Below are 18448 nucleotides of genomic sequence, written 5' to 3' on the forward strand. Positions count from 1 at the left end.
GCGCAGCGGCCGACGGCGGGGGCGCTGGAGCGGGGGACGGGGGCGGCATGGCTCCGGTTCCGGTCCCGGCCCCGGCCCCGGCCGCGGGGCCGGTCTCGGCCGGGGTCGGAGTGATCCGGGCCAGGGGCGTGCCCACGGGCACCGTGGTGCCCAGGTCCACCAGGAGTTCGGCCACCACACCCTCCTGGAAGGACTCCACGTCCATCACGGTTTTGTCCGTGTCCACCACTGCCACCAGATCCCCGCGGCGGACGTAGTCGCCGGGCCGGACCAGCCACTCGACCACCTTGCCGTGTTCCATGTCGGCCCCCAGCGAGGGCATCAGGAAGTCAGCCACCGGCGCTGACCGCCTGCCGGGCCGCCGCGGTGATCCGGTCCACGGAGGGCAGTGCCGCCAGCTCAAGGTGCTTCGAGTAGGGGATGGGCACCTCGGCGCTGCAGACCCGGCCCACCGGGGCGTCCAGGTCGTAGAAGGCGTTCTCGGTGATCCGGGCGCTGATTTCGGCGGAGATGCTGCCGCTGCGCCAGCCCTCATCCACCACCACGGCGCGGTGGGTCCTGCGGACGGAGGCGAGGATGGCGGCCTCGTCGAGGGGACGGAGCGTGCGCAGGTCCAGCACCTCGGCGTCGATGCCGTCGGCGGCGAGTTGCCCGGCGGCGTCGAGGACGGGCGGGAGCGTCCCGCCGTACGTGATGAGGCTGACGTCGGCGCCGGGCCGCCGGACCGCTGCGGTATCGATGTCCACGGCCCCGGCGTCGTCGTCGAGTTCGCCGGCGACGTTGTACAGCGAGCCGTGTTCGAAGATCAGCACCGGATCCGGGTCCTGCAGCGCCGTCCACAGCATGCCGCGCGCGTCCGCCAGGGTGGCGGGGGCGAGGATGCGCAGGCCGGGAATGTGCGCAAACCAGCCCTCCAGGCTGTGCGAGTGCTGGGCGCCCAGCTGGCGGCCGGCGCCCGTGGTCATCCGGATCACGAGCGGGACGTTGAACTGCCCGCCGGACATATGCAGCAGGCTGGCGGCGTTGTTGACGATCTGGTCCAGGGCCAGCAGGCTGAAATTGACGGTCATGATCTCCACGATCGGACGCATGCCGGCCAGCGCCGCACCGATCCCGGCCCCCACAAAGCCCGACTCGGAGAGCGGGGTGTCCCGGATGCGCTGCGGGCCGAACTCCTCCAGCAGGCCCAGGCTCACGGCAAAGGAACCGCCGTAGGAGCCCACGTCCTCGCCCATCAGGAACACCCGTTCGTCACGGAGCATCGCGTCGCGGATCCCGGCCCGGAGCGCTTCGCGGTAGCTGGACTTCATGGCCCGCTCCGCCCGGTAGCTGCTGCCCCGCCGTCCGCGCCGCGCTCGCTGTACACAAACCGGGTCAGGTCTTCCACGCGTTCAAGTGTCCCGGCTTCGGCGAACTCGACGGCGGCGGCGACCTCCGCATCGGCCTCCGCCTCCAGCTGGTCCCACTCCTGCGCGGAGAGCTGGCCGGCGGCCTCCATCGAGGTGCGCAGCAGCGTGATGGGGTCGCGTTCCAGCCAGCGGGCGACTTCGGCCTTGTCGCGGTACCGTTCCGGGTCGAACATCGAGTGGGCCCGGAATCGGTAGGTGCGCAGCTCCAGGAAATGTGGGCCGCCGCCGGAGCGCACAGCCTCGACGGCGCGGCGGGCCGCATCCTCCACCGCCAGCACGTCCATGCCGTCCACGGCCCACGCTGCCACCTCGTAGCCGGCGGCCTTCAGCGCCATGTCGGTCTGGGATTCCGAGCGGCCCAGCGCGGTGCCCATCGCGTACAGGTTGTTTTCGCAGCAGAAGAGCACGGGCAGCTGCCACAGCGCGGCAAGGTTGAGGCTCTCGTGGAATTCACCCTCCGCCACCGCGCCCTCGCCAAAGAAACACACCGTGGCACGGGAGCGGCCGGACATCTTGTCCGCGAGCGCCATCCCGACGGCGAGCGGCAGGCCGCCGGCCACGATCGCGTTGCCCCCGTAGAAGCGCGTGGCGGCGTCGAAAAGATGCATGGAGCCGCCGCGGCCCCGGCAGCAGCCCTCGACGTAGCCGTACATCTCGGCGAGGATCGCCCCCGCGGGGACCCCGCGGAGCAGGGCGTGGCCGTGTTCCCGGTAGGTCGCGAGGACGGCGTCGTCCGGGGCCAGGGTTTCCAGGACGCCGGCCGCCACGGCCTCCTCCCCGATGTAGACGTGCAGGAACCCGCGGATCTTGGCGGCGCTGTAGAGCTCGACGCACTTTTCCTCAAGCCGCCGGACGCGCAGCATTTGCAGCAGCAGGTGGCGGCCGTGGGCCGGGTCCAGGGCACGGGCCGGAGGGTCGAGGGGGCCGGTCATTGCGGTGCCCCGGGTCCCGGTGCCGGCTCCGACGCCCCCGCAGGGGACTCAACAGGGGACTCAACCGTGGACGTGTCGCCTTCAGGCAGGCCCAGTTCCCGGGCCTTGAGGAGCCGCCGGAGGATCTTGCCGCTGCGGGTCCGGGGCAGGGCCGCCGTGAACTCCAGCAGCCGCGGCGCCACCGCGGGTCCGAGGCGCTTCCGGGCGAAGCCGATGATCTCCAGCTGCAGGTCCTCGGACGGCTGCCAGCCGGACCGGAGCTCCACAAACGCCTTAACCACCTCGCCGGCCACCGGATCGGGAACCCCGATCACCCCCGCCTCCGCGACGGCGTCGTGCTCCATCAGGCAGCTTTCCACCTCGAACGGGCCGATCAGGTGCCCGGAGGACTTGATCACGTCATCGCCGCGCCCCACGAACCAGTAGTACCCGTCGGCGTCGCGCCGGGCGAGGTCGCCGGTGAGGTACCAGCCGCCCGCGAAGCAGCGGCGGTAGCGTTCCTCCTCGTGCAGGTAGCCGCGGAACATCGACGGCCAGCCCGGACGCAGGGCCAGCTCGCCCACGGCGTCCGGCTCCGTCACGAGGACCGCCTTGCCGTCCCGGACGATCGGCTTGTCGGCGGCGTCCCGCGCCACGATGCCCGCCTCGACGCCGGGCAGCGGCCGGCCCATGGAGCCGGGCCGGATTTCGGTGGCGGCGTAGTTGGAGATCATGATGCCGCCGGTTTCGGTCTGCCACCAGTTGTCATGCACGGGCCGGCCCAGCGCCTCCTGGCCCCAGGCCACCACCTCGGGGTTCAGCGGTTCACCGACGCTGGCGACAAAGCGCAGCGCGGACAGGTCGTGGCCCCGGGCCCGGTCCGCCCCGGCCTTCATTAGCATCCGCAGCGCCGTCGGTGCCGTGTACCAGACGGTGACGTGCTGTTCGGCGAGGATCCGGTACCAGCGGTCCGGGTCCATCTCCTCCTCGTCCACGATGGTGGTCACCCCGTGGGTGAGCGGAGCGATCACACCGTAGGAGGTCCCGGTGACCCAGCCCGGATCGGCCGTGCACCAGTAGATGTCCTCCGGGTGCAGGTCCAGGGCGGTGGTGCCGGTCGCGTGGTGCGCCGTGACGGCGTCGTGCACGTGGATGGCGCCTTTCGGCGTCCCCGTGGTCCCGGAGGTGAAGTGCAGCAGGGCCATGTCCTCGGCCTGCGTCGCGGCCACCTCGCTGTCGGCGGGTGCTGCGCGCATCAGCGCGGCGAGGTCCAGCGTGCCCGGCTCCGGGTCACCGTCGGCGTCGGTCAGCAGGACATGCCGGAGCTCCGGCAGCGAATCGCGGATCCCGGCGATCTTTTTGCGGTACAGCGAACGGGTGGTCACCAGGGCCCGGCCGGAGCCAAGGTGCAGCCGCTGCCGGACCGGTTCCGGGCCGAAGGCGGAAAACAGCGGGCAAAAGACGCTGGCGTTCTTGAGTGTGCCCAGCACGGCAATGTACAACGACGGGCTGCGGCCGGTGAGCGAGAAGACCCGCTCGCCGCGCCCGATGCCGAGGCCGCGGAGCACCCCGGCGAAGCGGCTGGTCTGCTCGGCGAGCCCGGCAAAGCTGAGGGACCGCACGCTGCCGTCCGCCCGGACAAACCGCAGCGCCTCATGCCCCGCGAGGCTGCCTGCGGCGTGCCTGTCCACCGCCTCGTAGGCAATATTGACGCCGCGGCCGCCGGGCAGGCCGGACAGTTCGTGGCGGGCCTCGTCCCACGAAAACGCCGCACACGCGGCGTCGTAGTCCACCAGGTTCGGGCGGACCCGGAAGCCCGCGGGGTCCTTGGAGATGGCGGGCCAGCGGGTGGAAGGTTCCGTTCCTGCCGTCATGGTTCCATGGCACTCCAACCCGGCGGGGGTGCCTAGAGTAAAAAGGCCCGGCGGAAAAAGGCCCGGCGGATAAAGGCCCGGCGCGGGCCGCGCGGGAGCCGCCGGACGCCGGCCGACATCTAACCGGGCCGCGGGCAGTCCCGGGCCGACCAGCCACTAAACTGGGTCGCATGACTGCCACCAGTGTCCCCGCAGCCGACGCCGCTGCCGCCCGTGCCCGCCTGCTGGAACTGATCAAGGAACTGGCCGTGGTCCGCGGCAAGGTCATCCTCTCCAGCGGTGCCGAGGCCGACTATTACATCGACCTGCGCCGCATCACGCTGCACCATGAGGCGTCCAAGCTGGTGGGCCAGGTCATGCTGTCCCTGATGGACGACGCCAGCATCGACTTTGAGTGCGCGGGCGGACTGACCATGGGGGCCGACCCCGTCGGCACCGCCGTGATGCACGCCGCGGTGGACGGTGGACGCCCGGTGGACGCGTTCGTGGTCCGCAAGGCGCAGAAGTCCTACGGTATGGGCCGCCAGGTGGAGGGACCCTCCGTCGAGGGGCGCAAGGTGCTGGTCCTTGAGGACACCTCCACCACCGGTGGCTCAGCGCTGGCCGCCGTCGAGGGCGTCCGTAAGGCCGGCGGCAACGTCGTCGCCGTCGCCGTGATTGTGGACCGCGACACCGGCGCCAAGGAAAAGATCGAGGCAGAGGCCGGCGTGCCCTACCTTTTCGCCTTCGGCAAGGACGAACTCGGCCTGAGCTAGGCATTTCACCGGCGGCGGACACGTGTGGACGGTGCCATAGGGGTGACTTACCATTTTGACATACCCCCAGTCGGTACCTTCGTACCCGTAGTTGGAGAATCGCGCTATGCTCCCGCCCCAGGAATACCCCGGATCCGTCAGTACCGTTGACCAGGTCCAGAACCTCATCCTCGACAGCACCGACTTTGAAGAGTTCCTCAACGAACTCGCGCGCTTTTCCGCGCACCAGGTGGCCGGCGGGGGCGACGACGCGCTCTGCGGTATCACCCTGCTGCGGGACCGGAAGGCTGCCACCATTGGATGGAGCAGCGACTCGGCCCGTGAAGTGGACGAGATCCAGTACCGGCTGTCGCAGGGGCCGTGCCTGACAGCGGCGCAGGAGGAACGCGAAGTCTACGTCCCGGACCTGTTCGAGGAAGACCGCTGGGGCCCGGACTACGCCACCGCCGTGGCCTCCCACGGACTCCGCTCGGTGCTGTCGGTGCCGTTCCACCTCCAGGGGGAAGCCCAGGCAGCCCTGAACCTGTATTCGGACGCGCCGCACAAGTTCGACGGCGACGTCGCGGCCCGTGCGCGTGACTTTACCCGGCAGATTTCGCAGGCCCTGCGCATGGCCGTACGCTTTTCGCTGCACGCGGACAGCGCCACGAACCTCCGGGCCACCCTGGAATCCCGTACCGTGATCGACATGGCCATCGGGATCGTCATGGCCCAGAACCGCTGCAACCAGGAGACGGCCGTCCGGATCCTCACGGACGCTTCGAGCAACGGCAACGTCAAGCTGCGTGACATCGCCACATCCCTGGTCCGCTCCGTCGGCGGGACGGCCTCCCGTACCCATTTTGAAGAACCCGGGCAACAGGCCACCGGCTGAACCGGGAGCGGGATATGACTTGTGCGCACTGGTGGGGACCTATAGTCTGAACGAGGTTGAGCCGTCGGCCATAGATTCCTATTTTTTGGAGTACCTATGGACCAGTCTCTTAATGCTCAGGTCAGGATTGATACCGTCTCCGATACAGTTCGGATCGACGTACTTGGCAGCCTCACCCAGATTTCCCGCCCCTCCCTCATGCAGACCATCCGGCGCGTCCGCCAGATGGGGATCACCTCGCACATCCGGGTGGAACTGGGCAGCGCAGCGTTCGTTGAATCGGCCGCCTTGGCCGGTCTCCGCGCCGACCTTAACGCGATCGACGGCGGCGGCGTTGCCAGCGCTGGTGCCGGTGCCGCCGCCAAGGGGAGCGGTGTCTCGCTGATGCTGTCCACCGGTGTCCTCGGACCGGCGGCGGCGCTGCAGCCCCTCGACCTTGCCGGAGAGCTTCAGATCCCCGCGAATGCGTCTGTCCTGCGCCCGCTGACGGGCTACTCGGACGACGAACTGCTGGCCGCCAGCGATTCGGTGTTCGGGCTCTTGGACGATCCTTCCGACATGGCCCGCTCGGAACTCCTGGCCGCTTTCGACGACATCGGCCTCGAGATCACCCGCCGGGAAGGCAGCCGCGACGCGCACCCGATAGCTGCGATTCGCGAACTCGACGCGAAAGCCATCAGCGCCGAAGCGGAACCGGTCTAACTGCCCACAGTTCCGGCCCGGGTTGCCGCGTTTTTTCCCAGCCGCCCCGGTGACTACGGTAGAGATGTGCCGCATGAGCCGGAAGATCAGAACCTGGGCGGGCCCGGCGACGCCGACGCCCGCGTGCTGCGGCACGCCGCCGAACTCAAGCGGTTCTCGCGGCGCGGGTTCCTGGGCGGCACGCTGGCCGCCTCCGTGCTGGCGGCCGACATGCTGTTCACCCGGCGTGTGCAGGCCGAACGGCGGGTCCACAGGATCCTCCCGGTCCCCGACGAGACCGCGGAGACTTATTTTCCCCACGCCAGCTGGTTCCTTTTCCCCGGCTACAAGACGAGCTGGGAAGAGGCCCTGTGGATCCTGAACGCGCTGCGCGGGACACTGAACAAACGCGGCCAGCTGGCCGCCGTCGGATATTCCAATGTGGGCCTGGACATTGACCAGATCGTGATCGCCGTGGTGGAGCACGCCCGGGCCCATCAGCTGACCAAGCTCTACTTCTACGGCCACAGCTTCGGCGGCATGGTGGCCACCCAGGTCGCCGCCCGGCTCCGGGAGCTGCACGGCATCGAGGTGGCGTTCATCCTGCTGGACTCCAGCCCCTACAGCAAGTACGACGTGCTGGACCAGAGCTGGTTCGAGGGCGTCGTGTTCCTCTACGAAAGCGGCTTCCGGTTCCCCACGGTGCTGCGCGGCGGGTACGAACTGGGGGAGCGGATGCTGCACAAGGACGAGCGCAGCTGGGGGCAGATCCTGGACCAGACCCTGGAGCAGCTGTCGCCGATCGCCCCCTCCAGCGTGCTGATCCAGTCCGAGTCCGCCTACATCTACCACTTCGATGCCACCCGGTTCGTGGGGAAACTCGGCGGAACCCGGATGGCCTTTATCGGCAACCCGCGGGACCGGACCGTGGACTACGAGACCGCCCGGGACTCCTGGTCGCTGACCTTCAAGGACAACATGGCCAACAGCTCCCTGCGGACCGACGGCGCCCGTCCGGCACACGCCAGCCCGGGCTGGAACCCGTTTATCTACCGTCCCCTGATCGAGGAACTGCAGGACGGGATGTTCCCGCTGCCTTCCGGCGGAGGCAAGAAGACCGCGTTCTGAGGCGGGGCCCTAGATCTGGTTTTTCAGGTCCGCCACGGAGTTCAGGATCTGGTTCGGCCGGAACGGGTAGGCGGCAATGTCGTCCTTGTGCGTGATGCCGCTGAGCACCAGCACCGTGTGCAGCCCTGCCTCCATCCCGGCGATAATGTCCGTGTCCATCCGGTCGCCGATCATGGCCGTGGTTTCCGAATGCGCGTCGATCTGGTTCATGGCCGAGCGGAACATCATGGGGTTCGGCTTGCCCACAATGTACGGCTCGCGGCCGGTTGCCTTGGTGATCAGCGCCGCGATGGCGCCGGTGGCCGGCATGGGGCCGTCCTTCGAGGGACCGGTGGCGTCCGGGTTGGTGGCAATGAACCGCGCCCCGCCCAGGATCAGCCGGATGGCCATGGTGATGGCCTCGAAGGAGTAGGTGCGGGTCTCGCCCAGCACCACGAAGTCCGGGTCCTGGTCGGTGAGGATAAAGCCGGCCTCGTGCAGGGCGGTGGTAAGGCCCGCCTCGCCGATCGTGTAGGCGCGGTTGCCGGACTCCGAGCCGCGCACCTGGTCCTTGAGGAACTGGGCGGTGGCCAGGGCAGAGGTCCAGATGTTCTCCTCCGGGATCTCCAGGCCGGAGCTCTTCAGCCGGGCGGCGAGGTCCCGCGGCGTGAAGATGGAGTTGTTGGTCAGGACGAGGAACCGGCGGGACGTGTCCACCCAGCGCTGGATCAGTTCCGCGGCGCCGGGAATGGGCTGGTTTTCGTGGACCAGGACACCGTCCATGTCGGTCAGCCAGCACTCGATCTCCTGGCCGCTGCGGTACACCGATGGTGCCGAACGCACGTCGTCCGGGTTGTCCCTGTGCTGTTCCTGCTGCTCCGCCATGCTGTCCTCCGCCGATAATGTGCCGATGCCAGTCCCAGTCTAATGTTGAGTGGTGACTGAACCCGAGATCCCCAGCGAAACCCGTCCCGGCACCGTGGCACAGCCAGAGCCGGCGCCGGAGCCGGAGGGGGAGCCCAAGGCGGAGGTCGGCGTCGGGCCTTGGGAGGGCGAACTGCCGGAGGGCGCGCACTGGGACCCGGACCTGCTGGCGGACGGTGACCGCCGCAACGTGGTGGACAAATACCGCTACTGGAAGCACGAGGCGATCGTCGCGGACCTGGACTCCAAGCGCCACAACTTCCACATCGCCATTGAAAACTGGCAGCACGACATGAACATCGGCACGGTGGTGCGCAGCGCCAACGCGTTCCTGGCCAAGGAAGTCCACATCATTGGACGACGCCGTTGGAACCGCCGGGGGGCCATGGTGACCGACCGCTACCAGCACGTCCGGCACCACCCCACCGTCCAGGAGTTCGTGGAATGGGCGCAGGGGGAGGGCCTGGCAATCATCGGGATCGACATCTTCCCCGATTCGGTGCCCCTGGAGACCTACGAGCTGCCCCGGGACTGCGCGCTGGTGTTCGGCCAGGAGGGGCCGGGGCTGTCCCCCGAGGTCCACGAGGCCGCAGTGGACACCCTGTCGATCGAACAGTTCGGCTCCACCCGCTCGATCAACGCCGCCTCGGCCGCGGCCATCGCCATGCACGCCTGGATCCGCCGCCACGTGTTCCACCAGCTCCCGGGCTGACCGCCCCGCCGAGTTGGCATTTCGCGGCAGTGTGGGCGCGGAACACTGCCGCGAAATGCCAACTCGGTGCGCCTTGCGGCCCCGGGCTGTGGATAACTCCTCCGGGCCGCGGCGGGAGCAGCCACAATGGGGCCCATGCGCAGGGCACCGCTTCCGCCTCACCTGGCCACCGGCTCATTTTCCCTGCGCGCCTCGGACAAGGCCGGCGTCACCCGGACGCGCACCTCAGCGCAGGACTTGGTGACTGTTTCCCGCGGCATCCGGGTCCCGGCGGGCTCCGCCGCGGCTGGGCCCGCCGCGCTGCGGGCCTACACCGACCTCGACGACGGTTCCATCCTCAGCCTCGGTTCGGCGGCGCGGCTCAGGTGCGCACCGCTGCCCGGCTGGCTGGAGGAGGACTGGCGCATCCACCTGGCCCGCCGCCGGGGACAGAGCACACCACGCCGGGTCAATGTCGTGGGGCACCAGCTGGCGCTGCTTCCGGATGAGGTGGTGGAGCTCGACGGCGTCCGGCTCACCTCGCCGGCCCGGACCTGGCTGGACCTGGCCTCGGTCCTCGGGGTGGACGACCTGGTGGTCGCCGGTGATTCCCTGGTCTGCGAACACGGGCCGGAATTCCCTTTCCCCCGCGACGCGCTGTGCTGCATCGAGGACCTGCGGTCCATGGTGGCGCGGCACCCGGGAAGCCGTGGCGTGCGGAAGGCGCGGCCGCAAGGGCCGATGCGTCGGCGCGCACCGGCTGGCTGGAGGTCCGCCTCTCCCGGCTGGACCTGGCAGGCGGGCACCCGGGAAGCCGTGGCGTGCGGAAGGCGCGGCCGCAAGGGCCGATGCGTCGGCGCGCACCGGCTGGCTGGAGGTCCGCCTCTCCCGGCTGGACCTGGCAGGCGGGCACCCGGCGGCAGTCCGCAAGGTGCGCAGCGCACTCGAGAGCCGCGGCTGGCGCGCGAGTTGACACTTCACGGCAGTGTCGGTGACCAACACTGCCGCGAAGTGCGAACTCGGCGGGGCCGGCGAGTATTACAGCCCGAGTGACCGGAAACACGGCCACCGGCGCAGGAATGGCTAGGATGGTTCCTAGCCGACGAGGTTCACCCCCAGGGTCAACCCAGCCCGCAGACGAAATTCACTTTAGGAGTCAGCATGCCCATTGCAACCCCAGAGATTTACTCCGAGATGATCGACCGCGCTAAGACGGGCGGCTTCGCGTTCCCCGCCGTGAACGTCACCTCCTCCCAGACCCTCAACGCAGCCCTCCGTGGGTTCGCCGAGGCCGAGTCCGACGGCATCGTCCAGGTGTCCACCGGCGGCGCAGCGTACTGGTCCGGCGCGTCCACGAAGGACATGGTGGCCGGTTCCCTAGGCTTCGCCGCGTTCGCCCGCGAGGTCGCCAAGAACTACGGCGTCAACATCGCCCTGCACACCGACCACTGCCCCAAGGACAAGCTGGACGGCTTCGTCCTGCCGCTGCTGGCTGCCTCCGAAGCCGAGGTCAAGGCCGGCCGCAACCCGCTCTTCAACTCCCACATGTGGGACGGCTCCGCGGAAACCCTGCAGGAAAACCTGCGCATCGCCCGTGAACTACTGGAGCGCACCGCGGCCGCCAAGATGATCCTCGAGGTCGAGATCGGCACGGTCGGCGGCGAGGAAGACGGCGTCGAGAACGCCATCAACGACAAGCTGTACACCACCGTCGAGGACGCCCTGGCCACCATCGACGCCCTCGGTTCCGGCGAAAACGGCCGCTACATCACCGCGCTGACCTTCGGCAACGTGCACGGCGTCTACAAGCCCGGCGGCGTCAAGCTCCGCCCGGAAATCCTCAAGGACATCCAGGAGCAGGTGGGCGCCAAGATCGGCAAGTCCAGCCCGTTCGACCTGGTCTTCCACGGCGGCTCCGGCTCCTCCGAGCAGGAAATCGCCGACGCCGTCTCCTACGGCGTGATCAAGATGAACATCGACACGGACACCCAGTACGCCTACACCCGGCCGGTGGCTGACCACATGTTCCGCAACTACGACGGCGTCCTGAAGGTCGACGGCGAGGTGGGCAACAAGAAGCTGTACGACCCCCGCGTGTGGGGCGCCTCCGCCGAAGCCGGCCTCGCGGCCCGCGTCGTCGAAGCCGCGCAGCAGCTCGGTTCCACCGGCAAGACCTTCTAGGCATGTCGGACGAGTTCCGCAGGAACCTGATGGGCCCCGAGCCCACGCTCCTGCCTGCCGAGACCGAGGTCTACCAGCACCTGGCCCTCGGCCAGGAGGCCCTGGACCTCGTGGCGAAGCACCCGACGTCCTCGCTGCTCTGGGCCGTGCTGGCCGAGGAAGCGTGGGCCGAGGGCCGGACCATCGACTCCTACGCCTACTCCCGCGTCGGCTACCACCGCGGCCTGGACTCGCTGCGCCGCAACGGCTGGCGCGGCGTCGGGCCCATCCCGTGGGAGCACGAACCCAACCGCGGATTCCTGCGCGCCCTGTACTCGCTGGGCCGCGCGTCCGCGGCGATCGGCGAGGCGGACGAGCCGGAGCGGATCGAAAAGTTCCTCAACGACTCCGATCCCGCCGCCAAGGCAGCGATCGAAGCCGAGAAGCGCTAACAACAGCAACGCGGGGTCACCTCCCGCCCATAAATCCCCTTGGGATGGGCGGGAGGTGACCCCGCGTTGTTCGTTAAAGGTTGTTTGTTAAAGCACGACGGCGGGCGTCCACCGAAAGGTGGGCGCCCGCCGTCGTTGTCAGGAACGTCAGCTGGCCTTGGCCAGGCCCGTGCGTGCCATGGCGTCCGCGTAGACGGTGCCCATTTCTTCGAGGTACTGCTCCTGGCGGGCCGGGGTTCCGGCGAAGGCGCGGCCGCTGAGCGAGCGGACCTTGTAGGTCTTGAGGCCGCGGCGCCAGATCATGGGCACCTCGGTCTTCAGGAGCAGGTTGGCGAGGCGGTTCGCCTCGGTGCCGTGGGCCACAATCACGGAGGCGCGGGGCACCAGGGCAAGGAACTTCAGCAGCGGCTTCAGGCCCGCGGAGATCTGGTCCGGCGTGAACTTGCCGTTCGGCTCGCCCGGGACGTGCCAGGGGTGGACGTTCCAGGGCATGACGTACTCGGGGCGCAGGCCCAGCTTCCACTGGACGCCGAGCAGCCGGGTGGCGGCCTCGTCGTCGCCGGCGGTGATAAAGCCGGACTTGTCCTCGGTGCCGATGTTGGAGAAGAGGCTGATGATGCGGCACTCGTCGATGTCGTGCATCGGGTCGACGTAGGGGACTGTGGTGCCGGCTTTGGCCGCCTGCAGCGTGTCGCACAGTTCGTTGACGGCTGCGACGCTAGGTTCGTAGCGGCGGCTCAAAAGCTGCTCGCGGGAATTTTCAGTGGCCAAGGCTGTCATATGTTGCTGAGTCTCCTGCGGGATTGGTAACGCTGCCAGACCGCACGCGGGCACGCGGAAGACGGGCACGCCAAGTACGGTGTGGTTTGAAAATGTGGTGTGGACCGATTCGTGAGCGGTCCTTATTAGTCTATCAAGCCCTGCGGAAGTCCATTGGATGGTCAAATGAGCCGCGGCCTCCGCCATCGGCTAAACTTGGGTGGTAAGAGCCCCGGACTCTGGCGTTGGCGGTGCAGATCTTAGCGGTCAGATCGTAGTGGTACAGATCGTAGTGGTACTGCTCACGGCGGTAGATTCGGGGCATTCTCATGAACGGCGCTGGACTGCGGCGACCACTTCGGTGCGTCATCCGGACTTCGGCCCGAACGAATGGGGGAGGATCCCATGCCAGCAATCGTGATCGTCGGAGCCCAGTGGGGCGACGAAGGCAAAGGTAAGGCCACTGACCTGCTCGGGGGCCGCGTCGACTACGTCGTCAAGCCCAACGGCGGGAACAACGCCGGGCACACCGTCGTCGTAGGCGGTGAGAAGTACGAGCTCAAGCTCCTTCCTGCCGGCATCCTGAGCCCCAACGCGGTTCCGATCATCGGCAACGGCTGCGTGGTGAACCTTGAGGCGCTGTTCCAGGAGATCGACGGGCTGGAAGCCCGCGGCGCCGACACCTCGAAGCTGCGCGTGTCAGCCAACGCCCACCTCGTGGCGCCCTACCACCAGGTCCTGGACAAGGTCACCGAGCGTTTCCTCGGCAGCCGCGCCATCGGCACCACGGGCCGCGGCATCGGCCCGGCCTACATGGACAAGGTGGCCCGCCTGGGCATCCGCGTCCAGGACGTCTTCGACGCCTCCATCCTGCGCCAGAAGGTGGAAGGCTCGCTGCGCCAGAAGAACGAGCTCCTGGTCAAGGTCTACAACCGCCGCGACATCGAGGTGGACGAGATCGTGGAGTACTTCCTGTCGTTCGCCGAGCGCCTCCGGCCCCTGGTCATCGACAGCACCTACGTGCTGAACACGGCACTGGACGAGGGCAAAGTGGTCCTCATGGAAGGCGGCCAGGCCACGTTCCTGGACGTTGACCACGGCACCTACCCGTTCGTGACCTCCTCGAACCCCACCGCCGGCGGCGCCTCCGTGGGCTCGGGCATCGGCCCCACCCGCATCTCGCGCTCCATCGGCATTATCAAGGCGTACACCACCCGCGTCGGCGCAGGCCCGTTCCCCACGGAACTCTTCGATGACATGGGCGTGTACCTGCAGAAGACCGGCGGCGAGTTCGGCGTCAACACCGGCCGTCCGCGCCGCTGCGGCTGGTACGACGCCGTGCTGGCGCGCCACGCCTCCCGCGTCAACGGCTTCACGGACTACTTCGTCACGAAGCTGGACGTCCTCACCGGCATCGAGCAGATCCCGGTCTGCGTGGCCTACGACGTCGACGGCGTCCGGCACGATGAAATGCCCATGACCCAGACCGAGTTCCACCACGCGAAGCCCATCTTCGAGTACTTCGAGGGCTGGACCGAGGACATCACCGGCGCCCGCACCCTGGACGATCTCCCCGAGAACGCCAGGAACTACGTCCTGGCCCTGGAAAAGCTCTCCGGCACCCGCTTCTCGGCGATCGGAGTCGGCCCGGACCGCGACCAGACGATTGTGGTCAACGACCTCATCAACGACTGACACGCTCAGACACTCAGCCTGACGTACGACGGCGGCGGGTCACCTGAAAAGGTGGCCCGCCGCCGTCGTGGTTAAGGCCGTGATGGGGCCAGGCCTACTCCGCCGATGCGAAGCGCAGCGACAGCCAGTTGTCCCGGCACGCCCTGGCGGCACCTTCGGCGTCGCCGAGGCGTGCCAACCGGATGATTTCGGCGTGCTGGGCGACTGATTCCCGGGCCGCGAAGGAGGCGAAGCGCATCCGCTCCACCCGGCGAAGCACAGGCGTGGTCTGCTCCAGCAGCTCCTGGAGCACCGGGTTGCCGCTGGCCGCGACCAGGACGGCGTGAAACTCGTCGTCGGCCGCCAGCGCCGCGTCAACGTCCGATTCCTGCAGGGCCCGTCCGAAGCGCGCGTTCGCCTCCTCCATGGCGGCGACGTGGGGTTCGGCCAAAACCGGGACGGCCAGGCGGGCGGCCAGCTCGTGCAGCCCGGCCACAACCTGCTGGGTGCTGAGCGTTGAGGCCAGGTCGAAGGGGGCCACGATGGTCGATTTGCCCGGCAGCGCGATCACCAGCCCCGCGCGCTCCAGCCGCAGCAGCGCCTCGCGGATGGGGGTCCTGCTGACGCCCAGCCAGGCTTCCAGCTCCGAGTCCTTCAGCCGTTCGCCCGGCTCGAAGGTGCCGTCCACAATCGCATTCCGGATGGATTCAAAGACATTGTCCCGCAGCAGCGGCCGCTTGTGGACGCCGGCGAGCGAGGGAACAGGCATGCAACATATCGTATATCGCCCTTGCCGTCCGCAACGGTCCGCGGGAGAATGCAATATATTGCATGTTGGAAATCCAAGTTGTCCCTCCCCGCACGCCAGCAAAGGACCGTCGATGGCCATCACCGATTTTGAGCGCTACCCCCTGATGTTTGGACCCAGCCCCATCCACCCGCTGCCCAGGCTCACCGCGCACCTGGGCGGGGCGCAGATCTGGGCAAAGCGGGAGGACGTCAACAGCGGCCTCGCGTTCGGCGGGAACAAGACCCGCAAGCTGGAGTATTTTGTGCCCGACGCCTTGGCCCAGGGCGCGGACACGCTGGTCTCCATTGGCGGCTACCAGTCCAACCACACCCGCCAGGTCGCCGCGGTGGCCGCGAAACTGGGGCTCAAGGCACGCCTCGTGCAGGAGAACTGGGTCGACTGGCCGGATCCGCTGTCCGACCGCGTGGGCAACATCCTGCTCTCCCGCATCATGGGGGCCGACGTCCGGCTGGACAGTGCGGGGTTCGACATCGGCATCCGCAGCAGCTGGGAAAACGCCATCGAAGAGGTCAAGGCCGCGGGCGGCACGCCCTACGCCATCCCGGCGGGCGGCTCCGACCACCGGCTGGGCGGGCTGGGCTTCGCCAACTGGGCCTACGAGGTGGAGCAGCAGGAGCGTGAGCTCGGCATCTTCTTCGACACCATCATTGTCTGCACCGTCACGGGCTCCACGCACGCCGGCATGATCGCGGGATTCGCCGGCCAGGACAAACCGCGCCGGGTGATCGGCATCGACGCCTCGGCCACGCTGCCGAAGACCCGCGAGCAGGTGGAACGCATTGCCCGGAACACCGCCGAGCTGATCGGCCTGGGCCGGGAACTGCGCGACGACGAAATCACCGTGATGGAGGGCTGGGCCGGGGACCGCTACGGGATTCCCGTCGAGTCCACCCTGGAAGCCATCCGGCTTGGCGCCTCGCTCGAAGCCATGATCACCGACCCCGTCTATGAGGGGAAATCCCTCGCCGGGCTGATCGACCTCGTCAAAAGCCGGGAGATTCCGGCCGGCAGCAACGTCCTCTTCGCCCACCTGGGCGGCCAGGTCGCCCTCAACTCCTACAGCGGGCTCTTCCGGTCCTGATCCGGCCGGCGACGGCGGCGGGTTGCCCGAAAGGGCGGCCCGCCGCCGTCGGGCGTTACCTCCCGGAACACGCCGCCGAAAAAAACTTCGGGCGGGTGCGTAACCTTTTGGCGCACCCCGACGATTACTCCTTTGTAAGCGCCGCCGGAGGATGGACCCCCCACCAGGACTCCGGCCGGTCCTTCCACTGCAAGTGCAGGCCGGCGCCCGCCCCCATCGGGCGCCGGCCAGCCTTCCACTGAACGCGCGGGCTGTCGACTGCCCCCATCAGGCCTCAGCCAGCCTTCAAACAAAACAAAGGATGTACGTTTCTTATGAAGAGTGTTAGCAAGACCACCAAGATTGCTGTCGGCGCCGCGATTCTCGCGGTCGGAGGATTCTCCGGTATCGGCCTGGCCAACGCGGCCCAGGTCTCGAACACCCAGCAGGCTGAAGTGACCCCCGCTACGCCCGCCGTCCCGGCAACCCCCGAGGTTCCGGCGGCTTCCGAACTTCCCGCCACGCCGGCCGTTCCGGCCGTCCCCGCGGTTCCGGCTTCCCCGTCCGTTGATGGCTCCGCCGAGGGCGGGTCGGACATTGAAGGCACCGACGGCGTCGAAGGCTCAGCCGACGGCGACGTTGCCGCTGACAAGGACGCCGTCTCCGCTGAGGGTGCCGCCAACGCCACGGGCGCTGCCGAAGCCGAAGCCGCTGTTCGGGCCGGGGCCCACGTGACGGTCGCTGTCCCCGCGGTTCCGGGCGCCAAGGGCACCCCGGCCGTTCCGGCCACCCCCGCGGTTCCGGGCGTTCCGACCCTGCCGTCGGACGAACTTCCCGAGCGCAGCAAGTAGGCAACAAACGCCTCCTTGGAGGCACCCGGGGTGCGGCCGCTAAACTTGCCGGGGGCCGCACCCCAGCAGTAACCGGAAGGACAGCCACTTGGCAGCACAGCTAAGCGACGACGAATTGTCAGCAGCTTTGGCTGGCGACCCTTCAGGATTCAGCGCTGTCTACACCGTCATTTCGCCCGCGGTGCTCGGTTACTTCCGGGCCCGCGGGGTGGATGACGCCGAGGCCCTGACGCAGGACGTCTTCGTGGACGTCCTGCCGAAACTGGCCAACGTCACCGGCGGGCACAGCGGGCTGCGGACCTTCATCTTCTCCGTGGCCCACGCCCGGCTGGTGGACCACCGCCGGCGGGCAGAACGAACGCCCCAGCTGTCCGAGTACGACCCCCTGGACGACACGCGGTATGCCGCGTCGGCCGAGGATGAGGTGCTGGGATCCCTGGGCGGGATTGCCGATTCACTTTCCCGGCTCAATGAGGAGCAGCGGGAAGTCTTGGTCCTGCGGATTGTCGCGGACCTCTCCATCGAACAGGTGGCCCGCATCATGGACAAAACCCCGGGGGCCATCAAACAGCTTCAGCGTCGCGGGCTCAACGCCCTGCGCGAACTCGTCACCGAAAAGGACCACGCAGCATCATGACCGGAACCCGCGACCCCCAGCAGGATGGCAGCATCCACGCGATGCTCCGTGATTCCGGGCTCGAGTCCTCCACGGATCTCCGCAGCTCCCTCGAGGAACTGCGCGCCCTGGTGCCGGACCGCGCCCCGGCGCCCCGCGCCGACCTTGCCGCGATCCTGTCCGGCGGGCACGGAGCCGGCGCCGCAACAGAAGCCGCCACCACGATGATGCCCGCCGTCACGGACGCCACGACGGCGATGCCCGCCGTCGGAGCCGCGGACCAGCCCGGTGAAGACCTGCCGGCCGGCGTCGTGAGCCTCACCGAGCGCCGCGGCCGGAAGCGCAGGCTGGCGATCATCGGAGGCGCCGTGATCGGCGCCATGACCCTCGGGGCCGGCGCCGTGGCGGCCTCCAGCGAGGATTTCCGGGACAGCGTCAGCAAGACCGTCGGCATCATCTGGCAGCCGGTTGACGAGGCGCCCGACGTCGCCCCCGAACCCGCCATTACCTCGCCGGCAGACGTCCCGGCAGCGCCCGCGCCCGCAAAGGTGCCGGGCGGTGCCACACCGCCGGCGGCCGGCGTCGTACCCCCCGGCTCCACCGGCACGACTCCTGCGACGCCCGCAGCCCCCGCTCCGCCGGCTGTCGGCCGCGACGGCGTCCTTCCGGACCCGCCCCGCCGTCCCGTCAGCCCGGGCGTGCCCGGGCTTCCCGCGCCGGGCGGAGACCGGGGTGTGCCGTCGGAGCCGAAGCCGGAACCGACGGTTCCCGCGGTGCTCCCCACACTCCCCAGCAACTAACCGGCCGGTCCGGAACAACAGAAATGCGGGCCCGCTGTC

The 18448-nt window shown here is 68.7% G+C and carries 20 protein-coding genes; 13 read left to right on the forward strand and 7 right to left on the reverse strand.

Going from position 1 to position 18448, the window contains the following annotated elements; all coding sequences use genetic code 11:
* From AR539_RS04830 to acsA, 4 genes are all read right to left on the reverse strand, one after another.
* Window positions 1-337, reverse strand: a 337-nt coding sequence (locus AR539_RS04830) for a biotin/lipoyl-containing protein (protein ID WP_157360928.1), incomplete at its 3' end; no start/stop codon positions are given.
* The gene (locus AR539_RS04835) at window positions 330-1310 is read right to left on the reverse strand and encodes an alpha-ketoacid dehydrogenase subunit beta (RefSeq protein ID WP_066433157.1); all 981 of its coding nucleotides are present in this window, start codon (window positions 1308-1310) and stop codon (window positions 330-332) included. The genes AR539_RS04835 and AR539_RS04830, both read right to left, overlap by 8 nt.
* Window positions 1307-2341, reverse strand: a complete 1035-nt coding sequence (gene pdhA / locus AR539_RS04840) for a pyruvate dehydrogenase (acetyl-transferring) E1 component subunit alpha (protein ID WP_066433160.1) — start codon at window positions 2339-2341, stop codon at window positions 1307-1309. The genes AR539_RS04835 and pdhA overlap by 4 nt, the downstream gene beginning before the upstream one ends.
* The gene (acsA, locus tag AR539_RS04845) at window positions 2338-4194 is read right to left on the reverse strand and encodes an acetate--CoA ligase (protein WP_066433164.1); all 1857 of its coding nucleotides are present in this window, start codon (window positions 4192-4194) and stop codon (window positions 2338-2340) included. Before acsA ends, pdhA begins: the two co-directional genes overlap by 4 nt.
* Window positions 4195-4364: 170 nt before the next feature.
* On the opposite strand from acsA, the gene pyrE reads away from it, so the two are divergent.
* From pyrE to AR539_RS04865, 4 genes are all read left to right on the forward strand, one after another.
* The gene (pyrE, locus tag AR539_RS04850; RefSeq protein ID WP_066433166.1) at window positions 4365-4949 is read left to right on the forward strand and encodes an orotate phosphoribosyltransferase; all 585 of its coding nucleotides are present in this window, start codon (window positions 4365-4367) and stop codon (window positions 4947-4949) included.
* Window positions 4950-5055: 106 nt separating this feature from the next.
* Entirely contained in the window at window positions 5056-5823 is a 768-nt protein-coding gene (locus AR539_RS04855) for a GAF and ANTAR domain-containing protein (RefSeq protein ID WP_066433168.1), read from the forward strand.
* A gap of 96 nt (window positions 5824-5919) precedes the next feature.
* Entirely contained in the window at window positions 5920-6525 is a 606-nt protein-coding gene (locus AR539_RS04860; RefSeq protein ID WP_197410561.1) for a hypothetical protein, read from the forward strand.
* A 66-nt stretch (window positions 6526-6591) separates the two neighbouring features.
* On the forward strand, window positions 6592-7632 hold the full coding sequence (locus AR539_RS04865) for a thioesterase domain-containing protein (protein WP_066433170.1): 1041 nt from the start codon (window positions 6592-6594) through the stop codon (window positions 7630-7632).
* 9 nt (window positions 7633-7641) lie between these two features.
* Here AR539_RS04865 and AR539_RS04870 read toward each other — a convergent pair whose 3' ends face one another.
* Window positions 7642-8496: an HAD-IIA family hydrolase gene (locus AR539_RS04870; protein ID WP_066433172.1), complete on the reverse strand. Its 855-nt coding sequence runs from the start codon at window positions 8494-8496 to the stop codon at window positions 7642-7644.
* A 94-nt stretch (window positions 8497-8590) separates the two neighbouring features.
* Here AR539_RS04870 and AR539_RS04875 point away from each other — a divergent pair, with 94 nt between their 5' ends.
* The 4 genes from AR539_RS04875 (at window position 8591) to AR539_RS04890 (ending at window position 11838) form a co-directional block, all read left to right on the forward strand.
* Window positions 8591-9247, forward strand: coding sequence for a TrmH family RNA methyltransferase (locus AR539_RS04875; RefSeq protein WP_066436061.1), 657 nt, complete (start codon window positions 8591-8593; stop codon window positions 9245-9247).
* A 135-nt stretch (window positions 9248-9382) separates the two neighbouring features.
* Window positions 9383-10279 (forward strand): hypothetical protein, encoded by an 897-nt coding sequence (locus AR539_RS19480; RefSeq protein WP_197410562.1) that lies wholly within the window; start codon window positions 9383-9385, stop codon window positions 10277-10279.
* A gap of 108 nt (window positions 10280-10387) precedes the next feature.
* A complete protein-coding gene (gene fbaA, locus AR539_RS04885; RefSeq protein WP_066433174.1) occupies window positions 10388-11407 on the forward strand; it encodes a class II fructose-bisphosphate aldolase in 1020 nt (339 codons plus the stop codon).
* A 2-nt stretch (window positions 11408-11409) separates the two neighbouring features.
* Window positions 11410-11838, forward strand: a complete 429-nt coding sequence (locus AR539_RS04890; RefSeq protein WP_066433176.1) for a DUF3151 domain-containing protein — start codon at window positions 11410-11412, stop codon at window positions 11836-11838.
* 147 nt (window positions 11839-11985) lie between these two features.
* Here the strand turns inward: AR539_RS04890 and AR539_RS04895 are convergent, their stop codons facing one another.
* The gene (locus tag AR539_RS04895; RefSeq protein ID WP_066433178.1) at window positions 11986-12618 is read right to left on the reverse strand and encodes a uracil-DNA glycosylase; all 633 of its coding nucleotides are present in this window, start codon (window positions 12616-12618) and stop codon (window positions 11986-11988) included.
* 384 nt (window positions 12619-13002) lie between these two features.
* Here AR539_RS04895 and AR539_RS04900 point away from each other — a divergent pair, with 384 nt between their 5' ends.
* The gene (locus AR539_RS04900) at window positions 13003-14292 is read left to right on the forward strand and encodes an adenylosuccinate synthase (protein WP_066433184.1); all 1290 of its coding nucleotides are present in this window, start codon (window positions 13003-13005) and stop codon (window positions 14290-14292) included.
* Between the two features lie 94 nt (window positions 14293-14386).
* Here the strand turns inward: AR539_RS04900 and AR539_RS04905 are convergent, their stop codons facing one another.
* On the reverse strand, window positions 14387-15040 hold the full coding sequence (locus AR539_RS04905; RefSeq protein WP_066433186.1) for a GntR family transcriptional regulator: 654 nt from the start codon (window positions 15038-15040) through the stop codon (window positions 14387-14389).
* Window positions 15041-15152: 112 nt separating this feature from the next.
* Between AR539_RS04905 and AR539_RS04910 the strand changes: the two genes are divergently transcribed.
* The 4 genes from AR539_RS04910 to AR539_RS04925 all read left to right on the forward strand — a co-directional run bounded on the left by AR539_RS04910 (window position 15153) and on the right by AR539_RS04925 (window position 18409).
* Complete coding sequence (locus tag AR539_RS04910) at window positions 15153-16163, forward strand: 1-aminocyclopropane-1-carboxylate deaminase (RefSeq protein WP_066433188.1); 1011 nt, start codon at window positions 15153-15155, stop codon at window positions 16161-16163.
* A 314-nt stretch (window positions 16164-16477) separates the two neighbouring features.
* A complete protein-coding gene (locus AR539_RS04915) occupies window positions 16478-16993 on the forward strand; it encodes a hypothetical protein (protein ID WP_066433190.1) in 516 nt (171 codons plus the stop codon).
* Between the two features lie 88 nt (window positions 16994-17081).
* On the forward strand, window positions 17082-17630 hold the full coding sequence (locus AR539_RS04920) for an RNA polymerase sigma factor (RefSeq protein WP_066433191.1): 549 nt from the start codon (window positions 17082-17084) through the stop codon (window positions 17628-17630).
* On the forward strand, window positions 17627-18409 hold the full coding sequence (locus AR539_RS04925) for a hypothetical protein (RefSeq protein WP_066433192.1): 783 nt from the start codon (window positions 17627-17629) through the stop codon (window positions 18407-18409). Before AR539_RS04920 ends, AR539_RS04925 begins: the two co-directional genes overlap by 4 nt.
* Window positions 18410-18448 lie beyond the last annotated feature (39 nt).

It is taken from the genome of Arthrobacter sp. EPSL27, assembly GCF_001512305.1.
In the GTDB taxonomy this organism is placed as follows: Bacteria; Actinomycetota; Actinomycetes; order Actinomycetales; family Micrococcaceae; genus Arthrobacter.